Here is a 16,159-nt window from a genome sequence, read left to right as displayed (position 1 = left end):
GGAACGTCTTTCATGTCGCTCGAAGTCGTCGCCACCGGCCTGCAGTTTCCCGAAGGCCCCATCGCCATGGCCGATGGCTCGGTGCTGGTCGTCGAGATCCGCCGCCAGACCCTGAGCCGGGTCTCTCCGGACGGTCAGATCACCGTCGTCGCCCACTTGGGCGGCGGTCCCAACGGCGCCGCCATCGGCCCGGACGGTCGCGTCTATGTCTGCAACAACGGCGGCCTGGGCTGGGTCGATCTGGACGGCGGCCTGACAGTCCCGCACGGCGCGGCCAGCGACTATGCTGGCGGGTCGATCCAGGCGGTCGACCTGACCACCGGCGCCGTCGAGACCCTGTATGTCGAATGCGATGGACGCCCACTCAGTGCGCCGAACGACATCGTCTTCGACAGCCACGGCGGCTTCTGGTTCACCGATCTCGGCAAGGAGAACGAGACCACCCGCGATTATGGCGCCATCTACTACGCCAAGACCGACGGCAGCTTCATCTCGCGCCAGCGCGACCGGATTTCGTGGCCGAACGGCTGCGGCCTCTCGCCGGATGAAAAGACCCTCTACGTCGCCGAGACCTGGACCTGCCGCCTGTGGGCCTATGATCTCAGCGCGCCGGGCGTTCTGGAACCCGCCACGGCCGCCTATCTGCCGGGCCGCCACGTCCTCACCCTGGCCGACTACCTGCCCTTCGACAGCCTGGGGGTTCAGGCCAACGGCGACATCTGCGTGGCGACCGGCATCAACGGCGGCATCACCGTGGTGACGCCGACCGGCGAGGCCAACCACGTTCCGGTGCCCGACTTCGTCACCACCAACATCTGCTTTGGCGGCGCCGACATGAAGGACGCCTGGATCACCGGCTCCTCGACCGGAACCCTGTTCAAGACGCGCTGGGCCGAGCCCGGCCTGAAGCTGGCCTTCAACGCATGACCGCCCCTGCTGACACGGCTATCCGCGCCCTCGCCGACCGCTTCATCGAGGCCATCCAGGCCGGTGACACCGAGACGGTGAAGGCCTGCTACGATCCCGCCGTCGTGGTCTGGCTCAACACCGCAGGCGTCGGCGTCGATCGCGACGCCAACATCGAGGTCCTGTCCGGCTTCATCGGCAAGACCTCGGAACGCCACTACCAGAACCGACGGGTCCAGACCTTCCCAGGCGGCTATGTTCAGCAGCACCTGTTGAAGGCGACCCACGTCAAGGGACCGGTGCTCGAATTGGCAGCCACGCTGATTTGTCAGGTACAGGACGGCGTGATCGTCCGGCTTGACGAGTACTTCGACTCCGCGCCGCTTACGGCCTGGTACGCCCAGATCAAGGCGTGCGCCTGATGCCCGCCTCCGCCCTTTCGCTTCAGTACAGTACAGGAGACCGCGGATGACTTCAGCCGCCGCCACTGCTGCCGACGCCGTGCGATCCCGCCCGGCCTACGCCATCTATGTCGTTCTGGTCCTGATGGTCGCCTACATGCTGTCCTTCATGGACCGCGTGCTGATCAGCCTGATGATCGAGCCGATCCGCACCGAACTGGGCCTGGGCGACACGCAGGTCGGCCTGCTGGTCGGCTTCGGCTTCGTCCTGCTCTATTCGATCATGGGCATTCCCTTCGGGTCCCTGGCCGACAGCAGCAACCGTCGCAACCTGATGGTCTTCGGCGTCCTGGGCTGGAGCGCGGCGACCGCAGCCAGCGGTTTCGCCGGCGGCTTCGCCTCCCTGCTGGCCGCCCGCGCCATGGTCGGCATCGGTGAAGCCACCCTGTCGCCCGCCGCCTATTCCACCATCGCCGACCGCTTCGAGAAGAAGCGCCTCGGCTTCGCCGTCAGCCTCTACAACATGGGCGTGTCGCTGGGCGGCGGCGTGGCCATGCTGTTCGGCGGGGTGCTGGTCGCCTGGGCCATGAAGACCCAGATCCCCCTGCCTTGGGGCGAACTGACCGGTTGGCGTCTGGCCTTCGTAGCTGTCGGCCTGCTGGGCGCGCCCCTGGCCGCCGTCATGCTGCTGACCGTGCGCGAGGCTGCACGTCGGCGCGGCGCCGCCAAGGCCCCGCCGCTCAGCGCCCTGTGGGCCCTGGCCATGCGCCACAAGGCGGCCTTTGGCGGCGTGGTCATCGGCTATTCGATCATCGTCATCGCCGCCTATGGCGCCATGCTGTGGGCGCCCGTCCACTTCGCACGAGCCCACGGCATGAGCCCGGCCCATCTGGGTCTGGCCTTCGGCGTCATCATCGGCCTGTTCGGCACCGTGGGCCTGGGCATCGGCGGCCTGCTGTCCGACCGTGCGGCCAAGCGCGGTCATGCCGAAGCCCCTGTGCGCATCGTCCTGGCCGCCGCCATCATTCAGTTCCCGCTGATGATGGGCGCCTATCTGGTCAGTGACACCAACACCGCCCTGGCCCTGGCGGCGGTCGGCATGGCCACGGTCTCGACCATCGGCGGCCTGCAGGCGGCCACGCTGCAGATCCTGACCCCGGCCACCATGCGCGGCCGAATGACCGCCATCTACCTGCTGGTCGCCAACATGGCCGGCATGGGTCTGGGCCCACTGATCATCGGCTTCGTCAGCGAGCACCTGTTCGACGGTCCGACCAGCCTGGGCAAGGCCCTGGCCCTGGTCACGGCTGTATCCCTGAGCATCGGCATCGTCCTGCTGTTGACCACGCGCAAGGCCATCATCGCCGCCGTGCAGGACAATGACCGCAACGAGGCCCTGGCAGCGCAAGACGCCGTCTGATCCCGATCAGACGCTGACAGCAAAAACCCCCGCCGGTTCGACCGGCGGGGGTTTTCTTTTGGCCTCGCGAGGACGCCGCTCGTCAGGCTGCCCTGGCGTCCCTCCAGTATTCGTCGCGGATCAGCCGCTTGTAGAGCTTGCCCGTGTCGTGGCGCGGCAGTTCCGGCATGAAGTCGAACTGGCGGGGGGCCTTGATCCCCGACAGCGACTGGCGCGCCCAGGCCGACAGCTCGGCGGCGAACTCCGGCGTGGCGTCGGCCCAGTCGGCGGGCTGGATCACCGCCACCACCCGCTCGCCCATCTCGGGACAGGGCGCGCCGATCACAGCGGCGTCGGCCACCTTCGGATGCTGGATCAGCAGGTTCTCGATCTCCTGCGGATAGATGTTCACCCCGCCCGAGATGATCATGAAGCTCTTGCGGTCGGTCAGGAACAGATAGCCGTCTTCGTCCAGCCGCCCCACGTCCCCCAGGGTGGTCCAGCCGCGCGCGTCATAGGCGGTGGCCGTCTTCTCGGGGTCGTTGTGATACTCGAACGGGTGATCGCCTTGGAAATAGATGTTCCCCACCTCGCCCGGCGGCAGCTCATGGCCCTCGTCGTCGCAGATGTGGACGACGCAGAAGTTGGCGCGGCCCACCGATCCCGGCTTCTGCAACCACTCCTGCGAATTGATGATGGTCATGCCGTTGCCCTCGGTCCCGGCGTAGTACTCGATCAGGATCGGGCCGAACCAGTCGATCATCGCCCGCTTGACCGGCACCGGGCACGGCGCCGAGGCGTGGATGGCCAGCTTCAGCGTCGAGACGTCGTAGCGGGCGCGGACATCCTCGGGCAGTTTCAGCATACGGATGAAGTGGGTCGGCACCCACTGGCTGTGGGTCACGCAATGGGCGTCGATGGCCCCCAGCGCCAGTTCGGGATCGAACCTGTCCATCAGCACCACCGTGCCGCCCAGATGCTGCACCCCCATCGACCAGCGCAGCGGCGCGGCGTGATAGAGGGGCGCCGGGCATAGATAGACGCTGGCCTCGTCCACGCCGAAGCGGGTCTTGGCCACCAGGGTGGTCATGGGCATGGCGGTGATGTCGCCGTCCTTGGGCAGTTCCGGCCGGATGCCCTTGGGCCGCCCCGTGGTGCCCGAGGAATAGAGCATCTCGCCGCCAGCCGCCTCGTCGGCGATGCGGGTGGCGGGCTGGGTCGAGACCTCGTCCTCCCACACCCGATAGCCGGGAACGACGCCGCCCAGCGTGAACAGCATCAGGTCGGACAGGCCCGCCACCAGGTCCGGCGTATTGGGCAGGTCAGCGCCCGCAATCAGCACCCGCGCCCCGCAATCGCGGGCGATGTAGTCGACCTCGGCCAGGGTCAGTCGGGACGACAAGGCGACGAAATACAGGCCCGACCGCTGCGCCGCCCAGGCCAGGGCAAAATAGTCGGGTGTATTGCTCAGACAGACCGCCACCGCGTCGCCGGGCTTCAGCCCCAGCGACCGCAGCAGGTGAGCGGCGCGGTTCGAGGCCTCGTCCATCTGCCGGAAAGTCGTGACGTCGCCCGTTCGCGCCATGATCACGGCGGGCTTGTCGGGGGTGACGGCGGCGAAATGACTGGGATGCATGATCGTCCTCAGAAAGCTCTGGCCGCGGCGTCCGCCTGGGCGTCGAAGCTGCGGACATAGGCTTCGCGGGCCTCGGCGCCGGGCTTGGTCGTGGCCGGAACCACCAGAGCGCGGATGTCGCGGATGCCGATGGTCTCGAAGATGTGCTTCAGATAGGGCAGTTGGAAATCGACATAGTCGCCCGCCACCGTCGACGATCGCGTCAGGATCATCTGCATCGGCCGGTTTCGCAGCAGGCCGACATGGCGCATCTCGTCGGCTTTGTAGCCGAAGGTGACGCGCGGCTGGACGATGATGTCGAGATAGAGCTTCAGAGCCCAGGGGATGCTGTAGTTCCACATCGGGCAGGACAGCAGGATGCGGTCGGCGCGATCCAGACGGGCCACGGCGTCGGTGACGATGCGCCAGGCGGCGTCCGCCTCGGGCGAGACTTCCTCGCCGAAGATGGGTGCGAACTTGCGAAAGGCGTGCTCGGCCTCGAAGCGCGGCAGGTCTTCCTCGAACAGGGCCAGGGTGTCGATCTCTACGTCTGGGTTCTGCTCCCGCCAGGTGGCGATGAAGCGATCCGCGAGCGAGCGCGAGGCTGACCTTTCCCCCTTGGGGCTGGCCACGATATGAAGCAGCATGACGTTTCCCGATCCGTCGGCTGAAGCCGATCTCTCGCAAGTTGAAACGAGAGTTTTGTCAATTTATTTGCCGATCGCAAGCCCCTGCAGCGCCGTTGACTTTCGCAGACGGCGCGGCCAGATATTGTAAGATAAATTGACGTCTTGGAGAATGCGTCCGTGACCAGCCAACCGCTGAACGGCCCCCTGCACGGGCTCAAGGTCGTCGAGATGGGCCAACTGATCGCCGGCCCCTTCTGCGGTCAGTTGCTGGGCGACATGGGCGCCGAGGTGATCAAGCTGGAATCGCCCGGCGTCGGCGATCCGATGCGCCACTGGGGTCAGGGCGAGACGCCGACCTGGTGGCGGGTCATCGCGCGCAACAAGTATTCCGTCGCGGTCGACCTGCGCTCGGCCGAGGGCCAGCAGACGGCGCGCGACCTGATCGCCCAGGCCGACATCCTGATCGAGAACTTCCGCCCCGGGACGCTGGAGAAGTGGGGCCTGGCCCCCGCCGATCTGATGAAGGCCAACCCGCGTCTGATCGTGGTGCGGGTGTCGGGCTATGGCCAGACCGGCCCCTATTCGTCGCGCGCCGGCTTCGGCGGAATCGGCGAGGCCATGGGCGGCTGGCGCGGCATCGTCGGCGAGCCGGACCGCGCCCCGTCGCGCGTCGGCGTGTCCATCGGCGACACCCTGGCGGCGACATACGGCTGCATGGGCGCGCTGGCGGCGCTGCAACACCGCGAGCGCACCGGTCAGGGCCAGGTGGTCGACAGCTCCCTGTACGAGAGCGTGCTGCAGGTCATGGAGAGCATGATCCCGGAATACGCCGTCAACGGGCACAAGCGCACGCGCACCGGATCGGTCCTGCCCAAGATCGCGCCGTCGAATGTCTATCCCTGCTCGGACGGCGAATACCTGATCGGCGCCAATCAGGATGCGGTCTTCGCCCGTCTGTGCACCGCCATGGGCCGCCCCGAACTGGCGACCGATGCGCGCTACGCCACCCATCTGGCGCGCGGCGAGCATCAGGCGGAGCTGGACATCCTGGTCGGCGAATGGACCGTGACCCTGACGGTTCAGGAACTGGAAGACCTGATGATCGAACACGCCGTGCCGGCGGGCCGTGTCTTTGACGCCGAGGACATGATGGCCGATCCGCATTTCGCGGCGCGCGAGGCCATCATCGAGGTCGAGGACCCGGTGCTGGGCAAGGTGGCGATGCAGGGCGTCTTCCCCAAGCTGTCGGCCACGCCCGGCTCGGTGCGTCGCCCCGCTCCGTTGAAAGTCGGCCAGGACACGGCCGAGATTCTGCAACGCTGGCTCGGCGCCTGATAAGCCAACACCGTCATCCCGGAAGCCCGCAGGGCTATCCGGGACCGCAGGAAGCGACGACGCTTTGGGCGGTCCCGGCTCTTCGCTGCGCTACGGCCGAGATGACGTTGAACTTGGCCTCCTAGAAGGCCCCCAAATGCGGCGCGGCGTAGCCGATGCGCGCCTCGAAGCGTTCGATCTCGGGCAGCCGCGCCAGAGCCAGGTCGATCTCGTCTTGGCCTTCCAGCAGTTTGGTCTTGTCGGCGGCGCCGATGTCGAACGACCAGACGCGACCGCCCGCCGTCACCGTCTGATCCGGCAGGGAGACGCTGAACCGCGCCGTCGCCGGATCGCGCGCCAGATCCATCAGTGCCAGACAGTCCGCCGCAGGCAGGACCAGCGGCAGGATGCCGTTCTTCAAGCAGTTGTTGCGGAAGATGTCGGCGAAGCTGGGCGCGATGACGCAACGGATTCCGAAGTCCAGCAGGGCCCAGGGCGCGTGCTCGCGGCTGGAGCCGCAGCCGAAGTTGTCGAGCGCGATCAGGATGCCTGCCTGATCCCACGGCGGCTGGTTCAGCACGAAGTCGGCGCGTGGCTGATCATCAGCGTCAAAGCGTAGCGGGTGCAGCAGGATGCGCCCCAGACCAGCGCGGGTAACGCCCTTCAGAAAGCGCCCCGGCACCAGCTTGTCGGTGTCGATATTGGCGATGGGCAGGGCCGCCGCGACGGCGTCCAGGGTGGTGAAGGCTCGCATCAGCCAAAGCTCCTGACATCGACCAGCCGTCCCGCCACGGCGGCGGCGGCGGCCATCGACGGCGACACCAGATGGGTGCGGCCGCCCGGACCCTGACGGCCCTCGAAATTGCGGTTGGAGGTCGAGGCGCAGCGCTCGCCCGGCGCCAGCTTGTCGGGGTTCATGCCCAGACACATGGAGCAGCCCGCCTCGCGCCATTCGAACCCGGCGTCGATGAAGATGCGGTCCAGCCCCTCGACCTCGGCCGCCGCCTTGACGAGGCCCGAGCCCGGCACGACCAGAGCGCGCACGCCCTTCGCCACATGACGGCCGCGCGCGATGTCGGCGGCGGCGCGCAGGTCCTCCAGACGGCCGTTGGTGCAACTACCGATGAAGACGGTGTCGATGGCCAGGCCGTCCAGCGGCTGATCGGACGACAGGCCCATATAGGCCAGCATCTGCTCGATCTGGGCGCGCTGGCCGGCATCGGCGACGGCGCTCAGGTCGGGGGTCCGCCCGCCAATGGTCGTCACCGCCTCGGGGCTGGAACCCCATGTGACCATGGGCGCGATGGCGGCGGCGTCGATGCGCACTACCTTGTCATAGGTCGCGCCGGGATCGCTGGCCAGGGTGCGCCAGTCGGCCACGGCGGCGTCAAAGGCCGCGCCCTGCGGCGCGTGGCGACGCCCCTTCAGATAGGCGAAGGTGGTCTCGTCCGGTGCGATCAGACCCGCCCGTGCGCCCGCCTCGATCGACATGTTGCAGACGGTCATGCGCCCGGCCATGTCGAGGTCGCGAATGGCCTGACCGGCGTATTCGATGATGTAGCCCGTCGCCCCATTGGCCCCGATCTGGCCGATGACGGCCAGGATCAGGTCCTTGGCCGTCATGCCGCGCCCCAGGGCGCCGTCGACCTCGATCAGCATGGACCTGGCGCGCTTCTGCACCAGGGTCTGCGTCGCCAGAACGTGCTCAACCTCGGAGGTGCCTATGCCGAAGGCCAGGGCCCCGAAGGCGCCGTGGGTGGCGGTGTGGCTGTCGCCGCAGACGATGGTCGTGCCCGGCAGGGTCAGCCCCTGCTCCGGCCCGACGACGTGGACGATGCCCTGATCGACGCTGTCCAGTGGGATCCACGGCAGGCCGAACTCGGCGGCGTTGATCTGAAGCTGCTCGATCTGCGCCCGGCTTTCCGGGTCGAGAATGCCTGCCGCGCGGTTCAGCGTCGGCACATTGTGGTCGGCCACGGTCAGGGTCTGGGCCGGGGCGTGAACCGCGGCTCCGCGTTGGCGCAAGCCCTCGAAGGCTTGCGGGCTGGTGACCTCGTGGACCAGGTGGAAGTCGACGTACATCAGTATATCGCCGTCGCCGAGGTCGGCGACCAGATGGCGATCGTAGATCTTGCTCAGCAGGGTGCGGGGCGAACTCATGGCGACGCTCCTAGCGGCCGGTGAACTGGGCCGGGCGGCGGGCGAGGAAGGCTGACGCGCCCTCCTTGAAATCGGCGGTGCGTCCGGCGTCGGTCTGCGCCTCGCGTTCGACGTCCAGCGCCTGGGCGAAGCCGAGGTCCAGGGCGGCGCGGGCGGTGCGGCGGACAGCGGCATAGGCCAGGGTCGGGCCGGTCGACAGACGCTCCAACAGGGCCTCGGCCTCGCCGGTCAGAGCCTCGGGATCGACCGCCTTCCACGCCAGGCCCCAGGTCACGGCCTGCTCGGCGTCAATGCGATCGCCCGTCATCATCAGGCTCATGGCCCGATGCCAGCCCAGGGTGCGCGGCAGCAGCCAGCTGGCTCCGCCGTCGGGGGCCAGCCCGACCTGGGCGAAGGCGTAGGACAGGAAGGCCGAACGCGACATCAGGATCATGTCGGCGGCCAGGGCGATCGATGCTCCCGCTCCAATGGCCGGACCGTTGACCGCCGCGATCAGCGGGATCGGCAGGTCCGCCAGCTTGAGCAGCAGCGGGTTGATATGGGTCTCCAGAATCCGGCCCGCGTCGTCCGGCAGCGGCTCGGACAGGGTCCCGCCCGCGCAGAAGGCCCGGCCCGCGCCCGTCAGCATGATGGCTCGCGCGCCCGAGGCGACGGCGGCGTCCACGGCGGCGTCCAGCGCCTCCATCATCGGTTCGGTCAGGGCGTTCATCCGCTCGGGCTGGTCCAGCCGGATGATCGCACCCTCGCCCTTGCGTTCAAATCCGATCATCGCACACCTCGCCGCGCCGCCCGGGTCACGCAAGTCGCGACGAGAACGGCGGAAAAACGCCTGAACATGAGTTGACAGACATGGTTCCGAGCGGGATTAGATGTCAATAGATTTGACAATCTTTCCCGTCCTCGCGGCGGCAGGAGCACCCCCTTCGATGAGAATTACTCAGGGCCTGGTTCGCGCCGTCGTTACGGCCGCCGACCGCACCGCCACCATCGACGGCGACCGCCGCCGCACCTGGCGCGAAGTGGGCGACCGCGTCGCTCGCCTGGCCGGCGGCCTGCGCGCCCAGGCCGGGCTGAAGACCGGCGACCGCGTCGCCATCCTGGCCAACAACTGCGACTTCTATTTCGAGACCTACTTCGGCGTCCTATGGGCCGGGGGGGTGCTGACGCCGCTGAACACCCGCCTGGCCACGCCCGAGCTGGCCTTCCAACTGACCGACGCCGGGGTGCAGACCCTGTGCTTCGGCGAAGAGTTCACCGCCGTCGCCGAGCAACTGCTGGCTGAAGGCGCAGTCCAGCGTCTGGTCGCCATGGACGGCGCGCCCGGCGCATCGGCCCATCTGACGCATGAAGGCCTGATCCAGAGCTCGGAACCGGCCGAGGAACACCTGGCCGAGGACGGCGATCTGGCTGGCATCTTCTATACCGGCGGCACCACAGGCCTGCCCAAGGGCGTGATGCTGAGCCACGGCAATATGCACACCATCGCCGCCAACCTGCTGATGTCGATTCCCTTCGACGAGAGCGGCGTCAACTTCCACGCCGCGCCCATGTTCCACCTGGCGGACATTGGCATCCTGTTCGCCACCATGACCGGCGCGACCCATGTCTTCCGTCGCAGCTTCACCGCCGAGTCCATGCTGGAGGCCATCGCCGAGCATGGCGTGACCCACTGCTTCACCGTGCCCGCCGTCATCGACCGGATGGCCAAGTATGAGCGGCTGGACCAGTTGGATCTGTCGAAGCTGCAGATGCTGGGCTATGGCGGCTCGTCCCTGCCCGCCGCCACCCTGGCCCTGGCGCGTCAGAAGTTCCCGAATATCGGCTTCATCCAGGGCTTTGGTCAGACCGAGATGGCGTCCTGCACCGTCCTGACGCCCGCCGCGCACCAGTGCGCCGACGACCACCCGCGCCTACGTTCCTGCGGCAAGGTCGCCCTCGGCTTTGAAATCCGCATCGTCGACGAGGAGGGCCGTGAGGTTCCGCGCGGCCAGATCGGCGAGATCGTCGGGCGCGGCGGCAATGTCATGCTAGGCTACTGGAACCGTCCCGAAGAAACCGCCGACGTCATGCGTAACGGCTGGCTGCACACCCGCGACGCGGGCTGGATGGACGAAGAAGGCTATATCTACATCACCGACCGGTTGAAGGACATGATCGTGTCCGGGGCCGAGAACGTCTATTCGATCGAGGTCGAGAACGCCCTGTCCTGGCACCCGGCCATCGAGGAAGCCGCCGTCATCGGCGTGCCCGATCCGGTCTGGGGCGAGCGCGTCCACGCCCATATCGTCTGCAAGACCGGCGCAGAGCAGCCCAGCTTCGAGGAGTTGTCCGCCTTCTGCCGCCAACGCATCGCCGGCTTCAAGACGCCCAAGAGCGTCAGCTTCAGCGACACCCGGCTTCCGCGCAGCGCCGCCGGCAAGATCCAGAAGGGCCCCGTTCGCGAGGCCGTTCTGAAGGATCTGGACCCCGCCTAAGACGCGGCGTTCAGTAAAGCGGGAAGAGGCGGGCGAGGGGTTGCCCGCCTTTTCTTTTGCCAGCCCACTCCCCTCTCCCATCGGGAGAGGAAAGACAAACAGAAGGGCGGGACGCTTGCTTGCGCCCCGCCCTTCTTTATTCAGACCTATGCGGTGATCAGGCCGCCAGAGGCTTGGGCGCCGGATAGAAGCGCTCGCCCTTCTCGGACATGCTCTTCAGCAGGGCCGGCGGCGCGAACCGCTCGCCGTACTGGGCGGCCAGGGCCTCGCAGGCGGCGGTGAACGGGGCCACGCCGACGCTGTCGATCAGGCTGATCGGACCGCCGGTCCAGGGCGCGAAGCCCCAGCCCAGGATGGCGCCGACATCGGCGTCGCGGGCGGCGGTGACGACGTTCTCGTCCATGCAGCGCGCGGCCTCGACGGCCTGACGATACAGCAGACGCTGCTTCAGGTGCTCGACCAGTTCCGGGCTCGAACGGGCGATCTTGACCGGATACATCTGCGCCAAACCGGGCCACAGGCTCTTGGCCCCGCCTTGCGGATAGTCATAGACGCCCTTGCCGTTCTTGCGGCCCCAACGCTCCTGGGCGACCATGTCGATCAGGAACTTGTCGGTGTCGCCGGCCACCGGCGCCGGCAGGTTCAGGTCGTTGCGACGCTGACCGGCGACGCGATCCACCAGGTCGATAGCCACGTCATCCAGCAGCTCCAGCGGACCGCGCGGCATGCCGGTCATGCGGCCGACGTTGTCGATGATGGCCGGGGCGACGCCCTCGATCAGCATTTCCAGGCCTTCACGGATATAGGTGTCGAACACGCGACTGGTGAAGAAGCCGCGGCTGTCGTTGACGACGATCGGCACCTTCTTCAGCTGCTTGCAGTAGTCCAGCGCCTTGGCCAAGGTCTCCTGCGAGGTGGTCTTGCCGACGATGATCTCGACCAGCTCCATCCGGTCCACCGGCGAGAAGAAGTGGATGCCGATGAAGTTGGCCGGACGCTCGGAGGCTTCCGACAGGCCGGTGATCGGCAGGGTCGAGGTGTTGGAGGCGAAGACCGCGTCCGACCCGATCTGGGCCTCGGCGCGCTTGGTCACATCGGCCTTCAGGGCGCGGTCCTCGAACACGGCCTCGACCACCAGATCGGCGCCCTTGATGGCGTCATAGTCGGTGGTGGCGTTGATGCGGCCGACCAGTTCGTCAGCGGCCTGCTGACTCATCGCGCCCTTGGCCACGGCCTTGGCGACCAGGCTTTCGGAGTAGGCCTTGCCCTTGTCGGCGCCGGCCTGGGCCACGTCGATCAGGACGGTGTCGATGCCGACCCGCGCCTGGGCGTAGGCGATGCCCGCGCCCATCATGCCGGCGCCGAGAACGGCGGCCTTCTTGACGGTGTAGGTCGGGACGCCCTCGGGACGGGCGCCGCCCTTGGCCAGGGCCTGTTTCGACAGGAAGAGCGAACGGATCATGGCCCGCGCCTGCGGCGACTGCTGGGTGTCCAGGAACAGACGCGCCTCGACGCGCAGCGCGGCGTCCATCGGCAGGTTGAAGCCCTCATAGACGCAGCGGGCGATGTTCTTCTGGGCCGGATAGTTGCCGTAGCTCTTGGACATGATCTTGGGCGGAGCCATCATGAAGACGGGCGAACCGGCTTCCGAATAGGGGCCGTCCTTCATCACATAGCCCTTGCGGTCCCAGGGCTGGACGCCCTCGCCGTCGGCCATGATCCAGGCCTTGGCGGCAGCCAGGGCCTGACCCGGCTCGACCACTTCGTCGATGATGCCGATGGCCTTGGCCTTCTCGGCGTCAACCGGCGCGCCGGTCAGCATCAGGTCGAGCGCGGCCTGCACGCCCGCCAGACGCGGGACCCGCTGAGTGCCGCCGGCGCCCGGCAGCAGGCCGATGGTGACCTCCGGCAGGCCGACCTTGGCCTTGATCGAGGCGACGCGGTAGTGGGCCGCCAGGGTGAACTCGAAACCACCGCCAAGAGCGATGCCCTCGATGGCGGCGACCACCGGCTTGCCGACGGTTTCCAGCGCCCGTAGGGCCCAGGTCATGCGCGAGGTGGCGGGCAAAGCCGCTTCACGCGCCGCGCCGTCGGCCTGACCGCCAGCCGTCTCGCCCAGTTCGCCCAGGTCGGCCCCGGCGCAGAAGCCGTTCGACTTGCCCGAGGCCAGGATGGCGCCGCGGATGAACATGTCGTCGCGGATGCGGGCGACGATGGCGTCGATGTCGGCCACGGCGCTGTCGGTGAGGGTGTTCATCGTGCGGCCCGGCACGTCGAACAGGAAGGTGGCGATGCCGTCGGCATCCACCGAAACGGTGAAGTTGTTCATGTCGTTGTCCTGACTGTCAGATCGCGATCAGACGCGCTCGATGATGGTGGCGGTGCCCATGCCGGCGCCGACGCAGAGGGTGGCGAGACCGGTCGACTTGTCGGTGCGTTCCAGCTCGTCCAGCAGGGTGCCGAGGATCATGCCGCCGGTGGCGCCCAGGGGGTGGCCCATGGCGATGGCGCCGCCGTTCACGTTCATCTTGTCGTGCGACACGTTCAGCTGCTGCATGAAGTACATGACCACCGAGGCGAAGGCCTCGTTCAGCTCGAACAGGTCGATGTCGTCGATGCTCATGCCGGCGCGCGCCAGGGCCTTCTGCGTCACGGCCACCGGGCCGGTCAGCATGATGGTCGGCTCCGAGCCGATCGAGGCCGTGCCGACGATGCGGGCGCGGGGCTTGAGGCCCATCTTCTCGCCCAGCTCCCTGGTGCCGATCAGCAGGCCCGAGGCGCCGTCGACGATGCCCGAGCTGTTGCCCGCGTGGTGGACGTGGTTGACCGCTTCGATCTCGGGATAGCGCTGGCGCATGATGGAATCGAAGCCCGCTGCGCCGAGACCCGCGAACGAAGCCTTCAGCGCGCTCAGGCTTTCGACTGTGGTTTCGGGACGCATGAACTCGTCATGGGCCAGAACGGTCACGCCGCAGTGCTTGACCGGGACGATGGAGTTCTTGAAGCGGTCAGCGGCCCAGGCGGCGGCGGCGCGCTTCTGGCTCTCGGCGGCGAAGGCGTCCACGTCGGTGCGGCTGAAGCCGGACAGGGTGGCGATGGCGTCGGCGCCTATGCCTTGCGGCGCGAAATAGGTGGTGAAGGCCACGTCGGCGTCGGTCGACCAGGCGCCGCCGTCCGAGCCCATCTTGACCCGGCTCATGCTCTCGACGCCGCCGCCGATGGCCGCGTCAGCCTCGCCGAAGACGACCTTGGCCGCCGCCGTGTTCACGGCTTCCAGACCCGAGGCGCAGAAGCGGTTCATCTGCACGCCGGCCACCGTCTGGGCCAGACCGGCGTTGATGGCGGCGACGCGGGCGATGTTGGCGCCCTGTTCGCCGATGGGGGCGACGCAGCCCAGGATCACGTCGTCGATCAGGCTGGTGTCGAGGCTGTTGCGGTCGCGCAGGGCCTGAAGCACCTGGGTCGCCAGCGAGATGGCGGTCACTTCATGCAGGCTACCCTTGGCGTTGCCTCGCCCGCGCGGGGTCCGCACGGCGTCATAGATGTAGGCTTGTCTCACGGTCGTTTCCTCGGTTGTTCTGATCAGGTGCCGGGCGCGCGCGGTTGCGGCGCCGGCGTCAGGGAGAAGCGGGGCGCGGGGGCCGGCTGCATCACGCCGTCCAGTTCGATGAAGGCCTGACGCTGGGCGTTGTGCGGATAGGACGGTGCCTCGGCGAAGGAGAGCACCGGGGCGAAGCAGGCGTCGGTCCCTTCCATCAGGAGGCGCCATTCGTCGCGGGTCTTGGCGGCGAAAATCTGGGTCAGGCGGGCGCGGCGCGTCTCGCGATCGGCGGCCCCGTCTTGGTCCTTGAACATGGGATCATCGGTCAGGCCGGTGGCTTCCAGCATCCGCGCATAGAAGGGCGGCTCGATGGACCCGATAGCGACATAGAGGCCGTCGGCAGTCGCATAGGTGTCATAGTAGGGCGCGCCGGTGTCGAGGTAGTTGGTCCCCCGCTCGTCGCCCCAAATGCCCTGGGCGCGGAAGCCCCAGATCATGCCCATCAGCAGCGAGGCGCCGTCGGTCATGGCGCAGTCGATGACCTGCCCCTGCCCGGTCGAGCGCGCCGAAAGGATACCGGCCAGCATGGCGAAGGCCATCATCATGCCGCCCCCGCCGAAGTCGCCGACCATGTTGATCGGCGGCGTCGGCTTTTCGCCCGCCCGGCCAAAGGCGTTCAGGGCGCCGGTGATGGCGATGTAGTTGATGTCGTGACCGGCGGCCTTCGCCAGTGGCCCTTCCTGGCCCCAGCCCGTCATGCGACCGTAAACCAGCCTGGGATTGTCGGCCAGCAGCACCTCGGGGCCCAGGCCCAGGCGCTCCATGACGCCGGGGCGATAGCCCTCGACCAGACCGTCAGCCTTGCGGATCAGTTCACGCGCGGCGGCTCGGCCTTCTTCGCTCTTGAGATCCAGTTCGACCCGCTTGCGCGAGCGCGCCAGCACGTCGGTCGGGTCGATCCTGGCGCCCGGACGGTCGATGCGGATGACCTCGGCGCCGTGGTCGGCCAGCATCATACAGGCGAAGGGGCCGGGGCCGATCCCGGCCATCTCGATGATCGTCAGGCCCGACAGCGCGCCTGCGGATTTCGCCGCCGCGCTCACCGCGCCGGCGCCTTGGCCGATAGTCCGAAGATGTCGCTGAACATGACTGTCGCTCCCCGCACGCCCCTCTCGAAGAGGTCATACGGTGATCGACCGGTCGAACAATCTTGTCAAGAAATTTGACTTAAGCCGTTTCCAGTTCCGCAGCCGAACGTTCGTCCAGACCGCCGAGGAAGGTGCGCAGGCCCTCGCGCATCACGCCCAGTCCTTCCGCCCCCACGGCCAGTTCCAGCTCGGCCTCGAGATCGCGCAGGATCTTCTGCGCGTCGTCGCGGATGGCGTGGGCTTCGGGGGCGAACCGCACAATGCGCGCCCGGCGGTCGGCCGGATCAGGAACCAGTTCGACCAGCTTGTTCTCGACCATTTCCGCCAGGAACTGGCTCATGGCCTGACGCGAGATTCCCAGGTTCTCGGCCATGCGCGCCGCCCGTGTCTCGCCGTTGGCGACGTTGACCAGGACCAGCGACTGGGTCCGGCTCAGCTTGCCCCAGCCCTTGGCGTCCAGCCGCGACTGCAGCTGTTCGTCAAACCAGTAGACGGTGCGCACCAGATCAAGCATCAGCAGGGAACGAGTCATGCTGCAGTGTCGCCGCCCCGCGCGCCGGAAGGAAGCCCGA

Annotated in this window: 14 protein-coding genes; 5 read left to right on the top strand and 9 right to left on the bottom strand. The window is 67.7% G+C overall.

Annotation, left to right across the window (positions count from 1 at the left end):
- Positions 1–12: 12 nt before the first annotated feature.
- From CQ039_RS09565 to CQ039_RS09555, 3 genes are read left to right on the top strand one after another with little or no spacing between them, the layout of a single operon-like run.
- A complete protein-coding gene (locus CQ039_RS09565; RefSeq protein WP_105561958.1) occupies positions 13–927 on the top strand; it encodes an SMP-30/gluconolactonase/LRE family protein in 915 nt (304 codons plus the stop codon).
- The gene (locus tag CQ039_RS09560) at positions 924–1,328 is read left to right on the top strand and encodes a nuclear transport factor 2 family protein (RefSeq protein WP_105561959.1); all 405 of its coding nucleotides are present in this window, start codon (positions 924–926) and stop codon (positions 1,326–1,328) included. The genes CQ039_RS09565 and CQ039_RS09560 overlap by 4 nt, the downstream gene beginning before the upstream one ends.
- Positions 1,329–1,374: 46 nt before the next feature.
- On the top strand, positions 1,375–2,727 hold the full coding sequence (locus CQ039_RS09555; protein WP_105561960.1) for an MFS transporter: 1,353 nt from the start codon (positions 1,375–1,377) through the stop codon (positions 2,725–2,727).
- A gap of 82 nt (positions 2,728–2,809) precedes the next feature.
- Here CQ039_RS09555 and CQ039_RS09550 read toward each other — a convergent pair whose 3' ends face one another.
- A complete protein-coding gene (locus CQ039_RS09550; RefSeq protein ID WP_105561961.1) occupies positions 2,810–4,342 on the bottom strand; it encodes an acyl-CoA synthetase in 1,533 nt (510 codons plus the stop codon).
- An 8-nt stretch (positions 4,343–4,350) separates the two neighbouring features.
- Positions 4,351–4,968: an FMN-dependent NADH-azoreductase gene (locus CQ039_RS09545; RefSeq protein ID WP_105561962.1), complete on the bottom strand. Its 618-nt coding sequence runs from the start codon at positions 4,966–4,968 to the stop codon at positions 4,351–4,353.
- Positions 4,969–5,127: 159 nt separating this feature from the next.
- Here CQ039_RS09545 and CQ039_RS09540 point away from each other — a divergent pair, with 159 nt between their 5' ends.
- A complete protein-coding gene (locus CQ039_RS09540; RefSeq protein ID WP_255413077.1) occupies positions 5,128–6,285 on the top strand; it encodes a CaiB/BaiF CoA-transferase family protein in 1,158 nt (385 codons plus the stop codon).
- A gap of 121 nt (positions 6,286–6,406) precedes the next feature.
- Here the strand turns inward: CQ039_RS09540 and leuD are convergent, their stop codons facing one another.
- Genes leuD through CQ039_RS09525 form a run of 3 tightly spaced genes read right to left on the bottom strand, consistent with a single transcriptional unit; the run spans position 6,407 to position 9,193 of the window.
- Positions 6,407–7,018 (bottom strand): 3-isopropylmalate dehydratase small subunit, encoded by a 612-nt coding sequence (gene leuD, locus CQ039_RS09535; RefSeq protein ID WP_105561963.1) that lies wholly within the window; start codon positions 7,016–7,018, stop codon positions 6,407–6,409.
- A complete protein-coding gene (gene leuC, locus CQ039_RS09530; protein ID WP_105561964.1) occupies positions 7,018–8,424 on the bottom strand; it encodes a 3-isopropylmalate dehydratase large subunit in 1,407 nt (468 codons plus the stop codon). The genes leuD and leuC overlap by 1 nt, the downstream gene beginning before the upstream one ends.
- 10 nt (positions 8,425–8,434) lie before the next feature.
- The gene (locus tag CQ039_RS09525; protein WP_105561965.1) at positions 8,435–9,193 is read right to left on the bottom strand and encodes an enoyl-CoA hydratase-related protein; all 759 of its coding nucleotides are present in this window, start codon (positions 9,191–9,193) and stop codon (positions 8,435–8,437) included.
- Positions 9,194–9,350: 157 nt separating this feature from the next.
- On the opposite strand from CQ039_RS09525, the gene CQ039_RS09520 reads away from it, so the two are divergent.
- Entirely contained in the window at positions 9,351–10,898 is a 1,548-nt protein-coding gene (locus CQ039_RS09520; protein WP_158255956.1) for a class I adenylate-forming enzyme family protein, read from the top strand.
- Positions 10,899–11,055: 157 nt separating this feature from the next.
- Here the strand turns inward: CQ039_RS09520 and CQ039_RS09515 are convergent, their stop codons facing one another.
- The 4 genes from CQ039_RS09515 to CQ039_RS09500 all read right to left on the bottom strand — a co-directional run bounded on the left by CQ039_RS09515 (position 11,056) and on the right by CQ039_RS09500 (position 16,119).
- A complete protein-coding gene (locus CQ039_RS09515) occupies positions 11,056–13,227 on the bottom strand; it encodes a 3-hydroxyacyl-CoA dehydrogenase NAD-binding domain-containing protein (protein WP_105561967.1) in 2,172 nt (723 codons plus the stop codon).
- Between the two features lie 27 nt (positions 13,228–13,254).
- On the bottom strand, positions 13,255–14,457 hold the full coding sequence (locus tag CQ039_RS09510) for an acetyl-CoA C-acetyltransferase (protein ID WP_105561968.1): 1,203 nt from the start codon (positions 14,455–14,457) through the stop codon (positions 13,255–13,257).
- Positions 14,458–14,480: 23 nt separating this feature from the next.
- Complete coding sequence (locus tag CQ039_RS09505; protein WP_255413078.1) at positions 14,481–15,542, bottom strand: CaiB/BaiF CoA-transferase family protein; 1,062 nt, start codon at positions 15,540–15,542, stop codon at positions 14,481–14,483.
- Positions 15,543–15,666: 124 nt separating this feature from the next.
- Positions 15,667–16,119 carry a MarR family winged helix-turn-helix transcriptional regulator gene (locus tag CQ039_RS09500; protein WP_105561969.1) on the bottom strand — a complete coding sequence of 151 codons (453 nt, stop codon included), beginning with the start codon at positions 16,117–16,119 and terminating at the stop codon, positions 15,667–15,669.
- Positions 16,120–16,159: the final 40 nt, after the last annotated feature.

Source organism: Brevundimonas sp. MYb52, assembly GCF_002979535.1.
GTDB lineage: Bacteria > Pseudomonadota > Alphaproteobacteria > Caulobacterales > Caulobacteraceae > Brevundimonas.
Note: the sequence above shows the minus strand (reverse complement) of the source record. Positions and strands in the feature narration are given on the sequence as shown.

Coding starts and splice junctions, on each gene's coding strand:
- CQ039_RS09565 (WP_105561958.1), top strand. CDS start 13: ATGTCGCTCGAAGTCGTCGCCACCGGCCTGCAGTTTCCCGAAGGCCCC.
- CQ039_RS09560 (WP_105561959.1), top strand. CDS start 924: ATGACCGCCCCTGCTGACACGGCTATCCGCGCCCTCGCCGACCGCTTC.
- CQ039_RS09555 (WP_105561960.1), top strand. CDS start 1,375: ATGACTTCAGCCGCCGCCACTGCTGCCGACGCCGTGCGATCCCGCCCG.
- CQ039_RS09550 (WP_105561961.1), bottom strand. CDS start 4,342: ATGCATCCCAGTCATTTCGCCGCCGTCACCCCCGACAAGCCCGCCGTG.
- CQ039_RS09545 (WP_105561962.1), bottom strand. CDS start 4,968: ATGCTGCTTCATATCGTGGCCAGCCCCAAGGGGGAAAGGTCAGCCTCG.
- leuD (WP_105561963.1), bottom strand. CDS start 7,018: ATGCGAGCCTTCACCACCCTGGACGCCGTCGCGGCGGCCCTGCCCATC.
- leuC (WP_105561964.1), bottom strand. CDS start 8,424: ATGAGTTCGCCCCGCACCCTGCTGAGCAAGATCTACGATCGCCATCTG.
- CQ039_RS09525 (WP_105561965.1), bottom strand. CDS start 9,193: ATGATCGGATTTGAACGCAAGGGCGAGGGTGCGATCATCCGGCTGGAC.
- CQ039_RS09520 (WP_158255956.1), top strand. CDS start 9,351: ATGAGAATTACTCAGGGCCTGGTTCGCGCCGTCGTTACGGCCGCCGAC.
- CQ039_RS09515 (WP_105561967.1), bottom strand. CDS start 13,227: ATGAACAACTTCACCGTTTCGGTGGATGCCGACGGCATCGCCACCTTC.
- CQ039_RS09500 (WP_105561969.1), bottom strand. CDS start 16,119: ATGACTCGTTCCCTGCTGATGCTTGATCTGGTGCGCACCGTCTACTGG.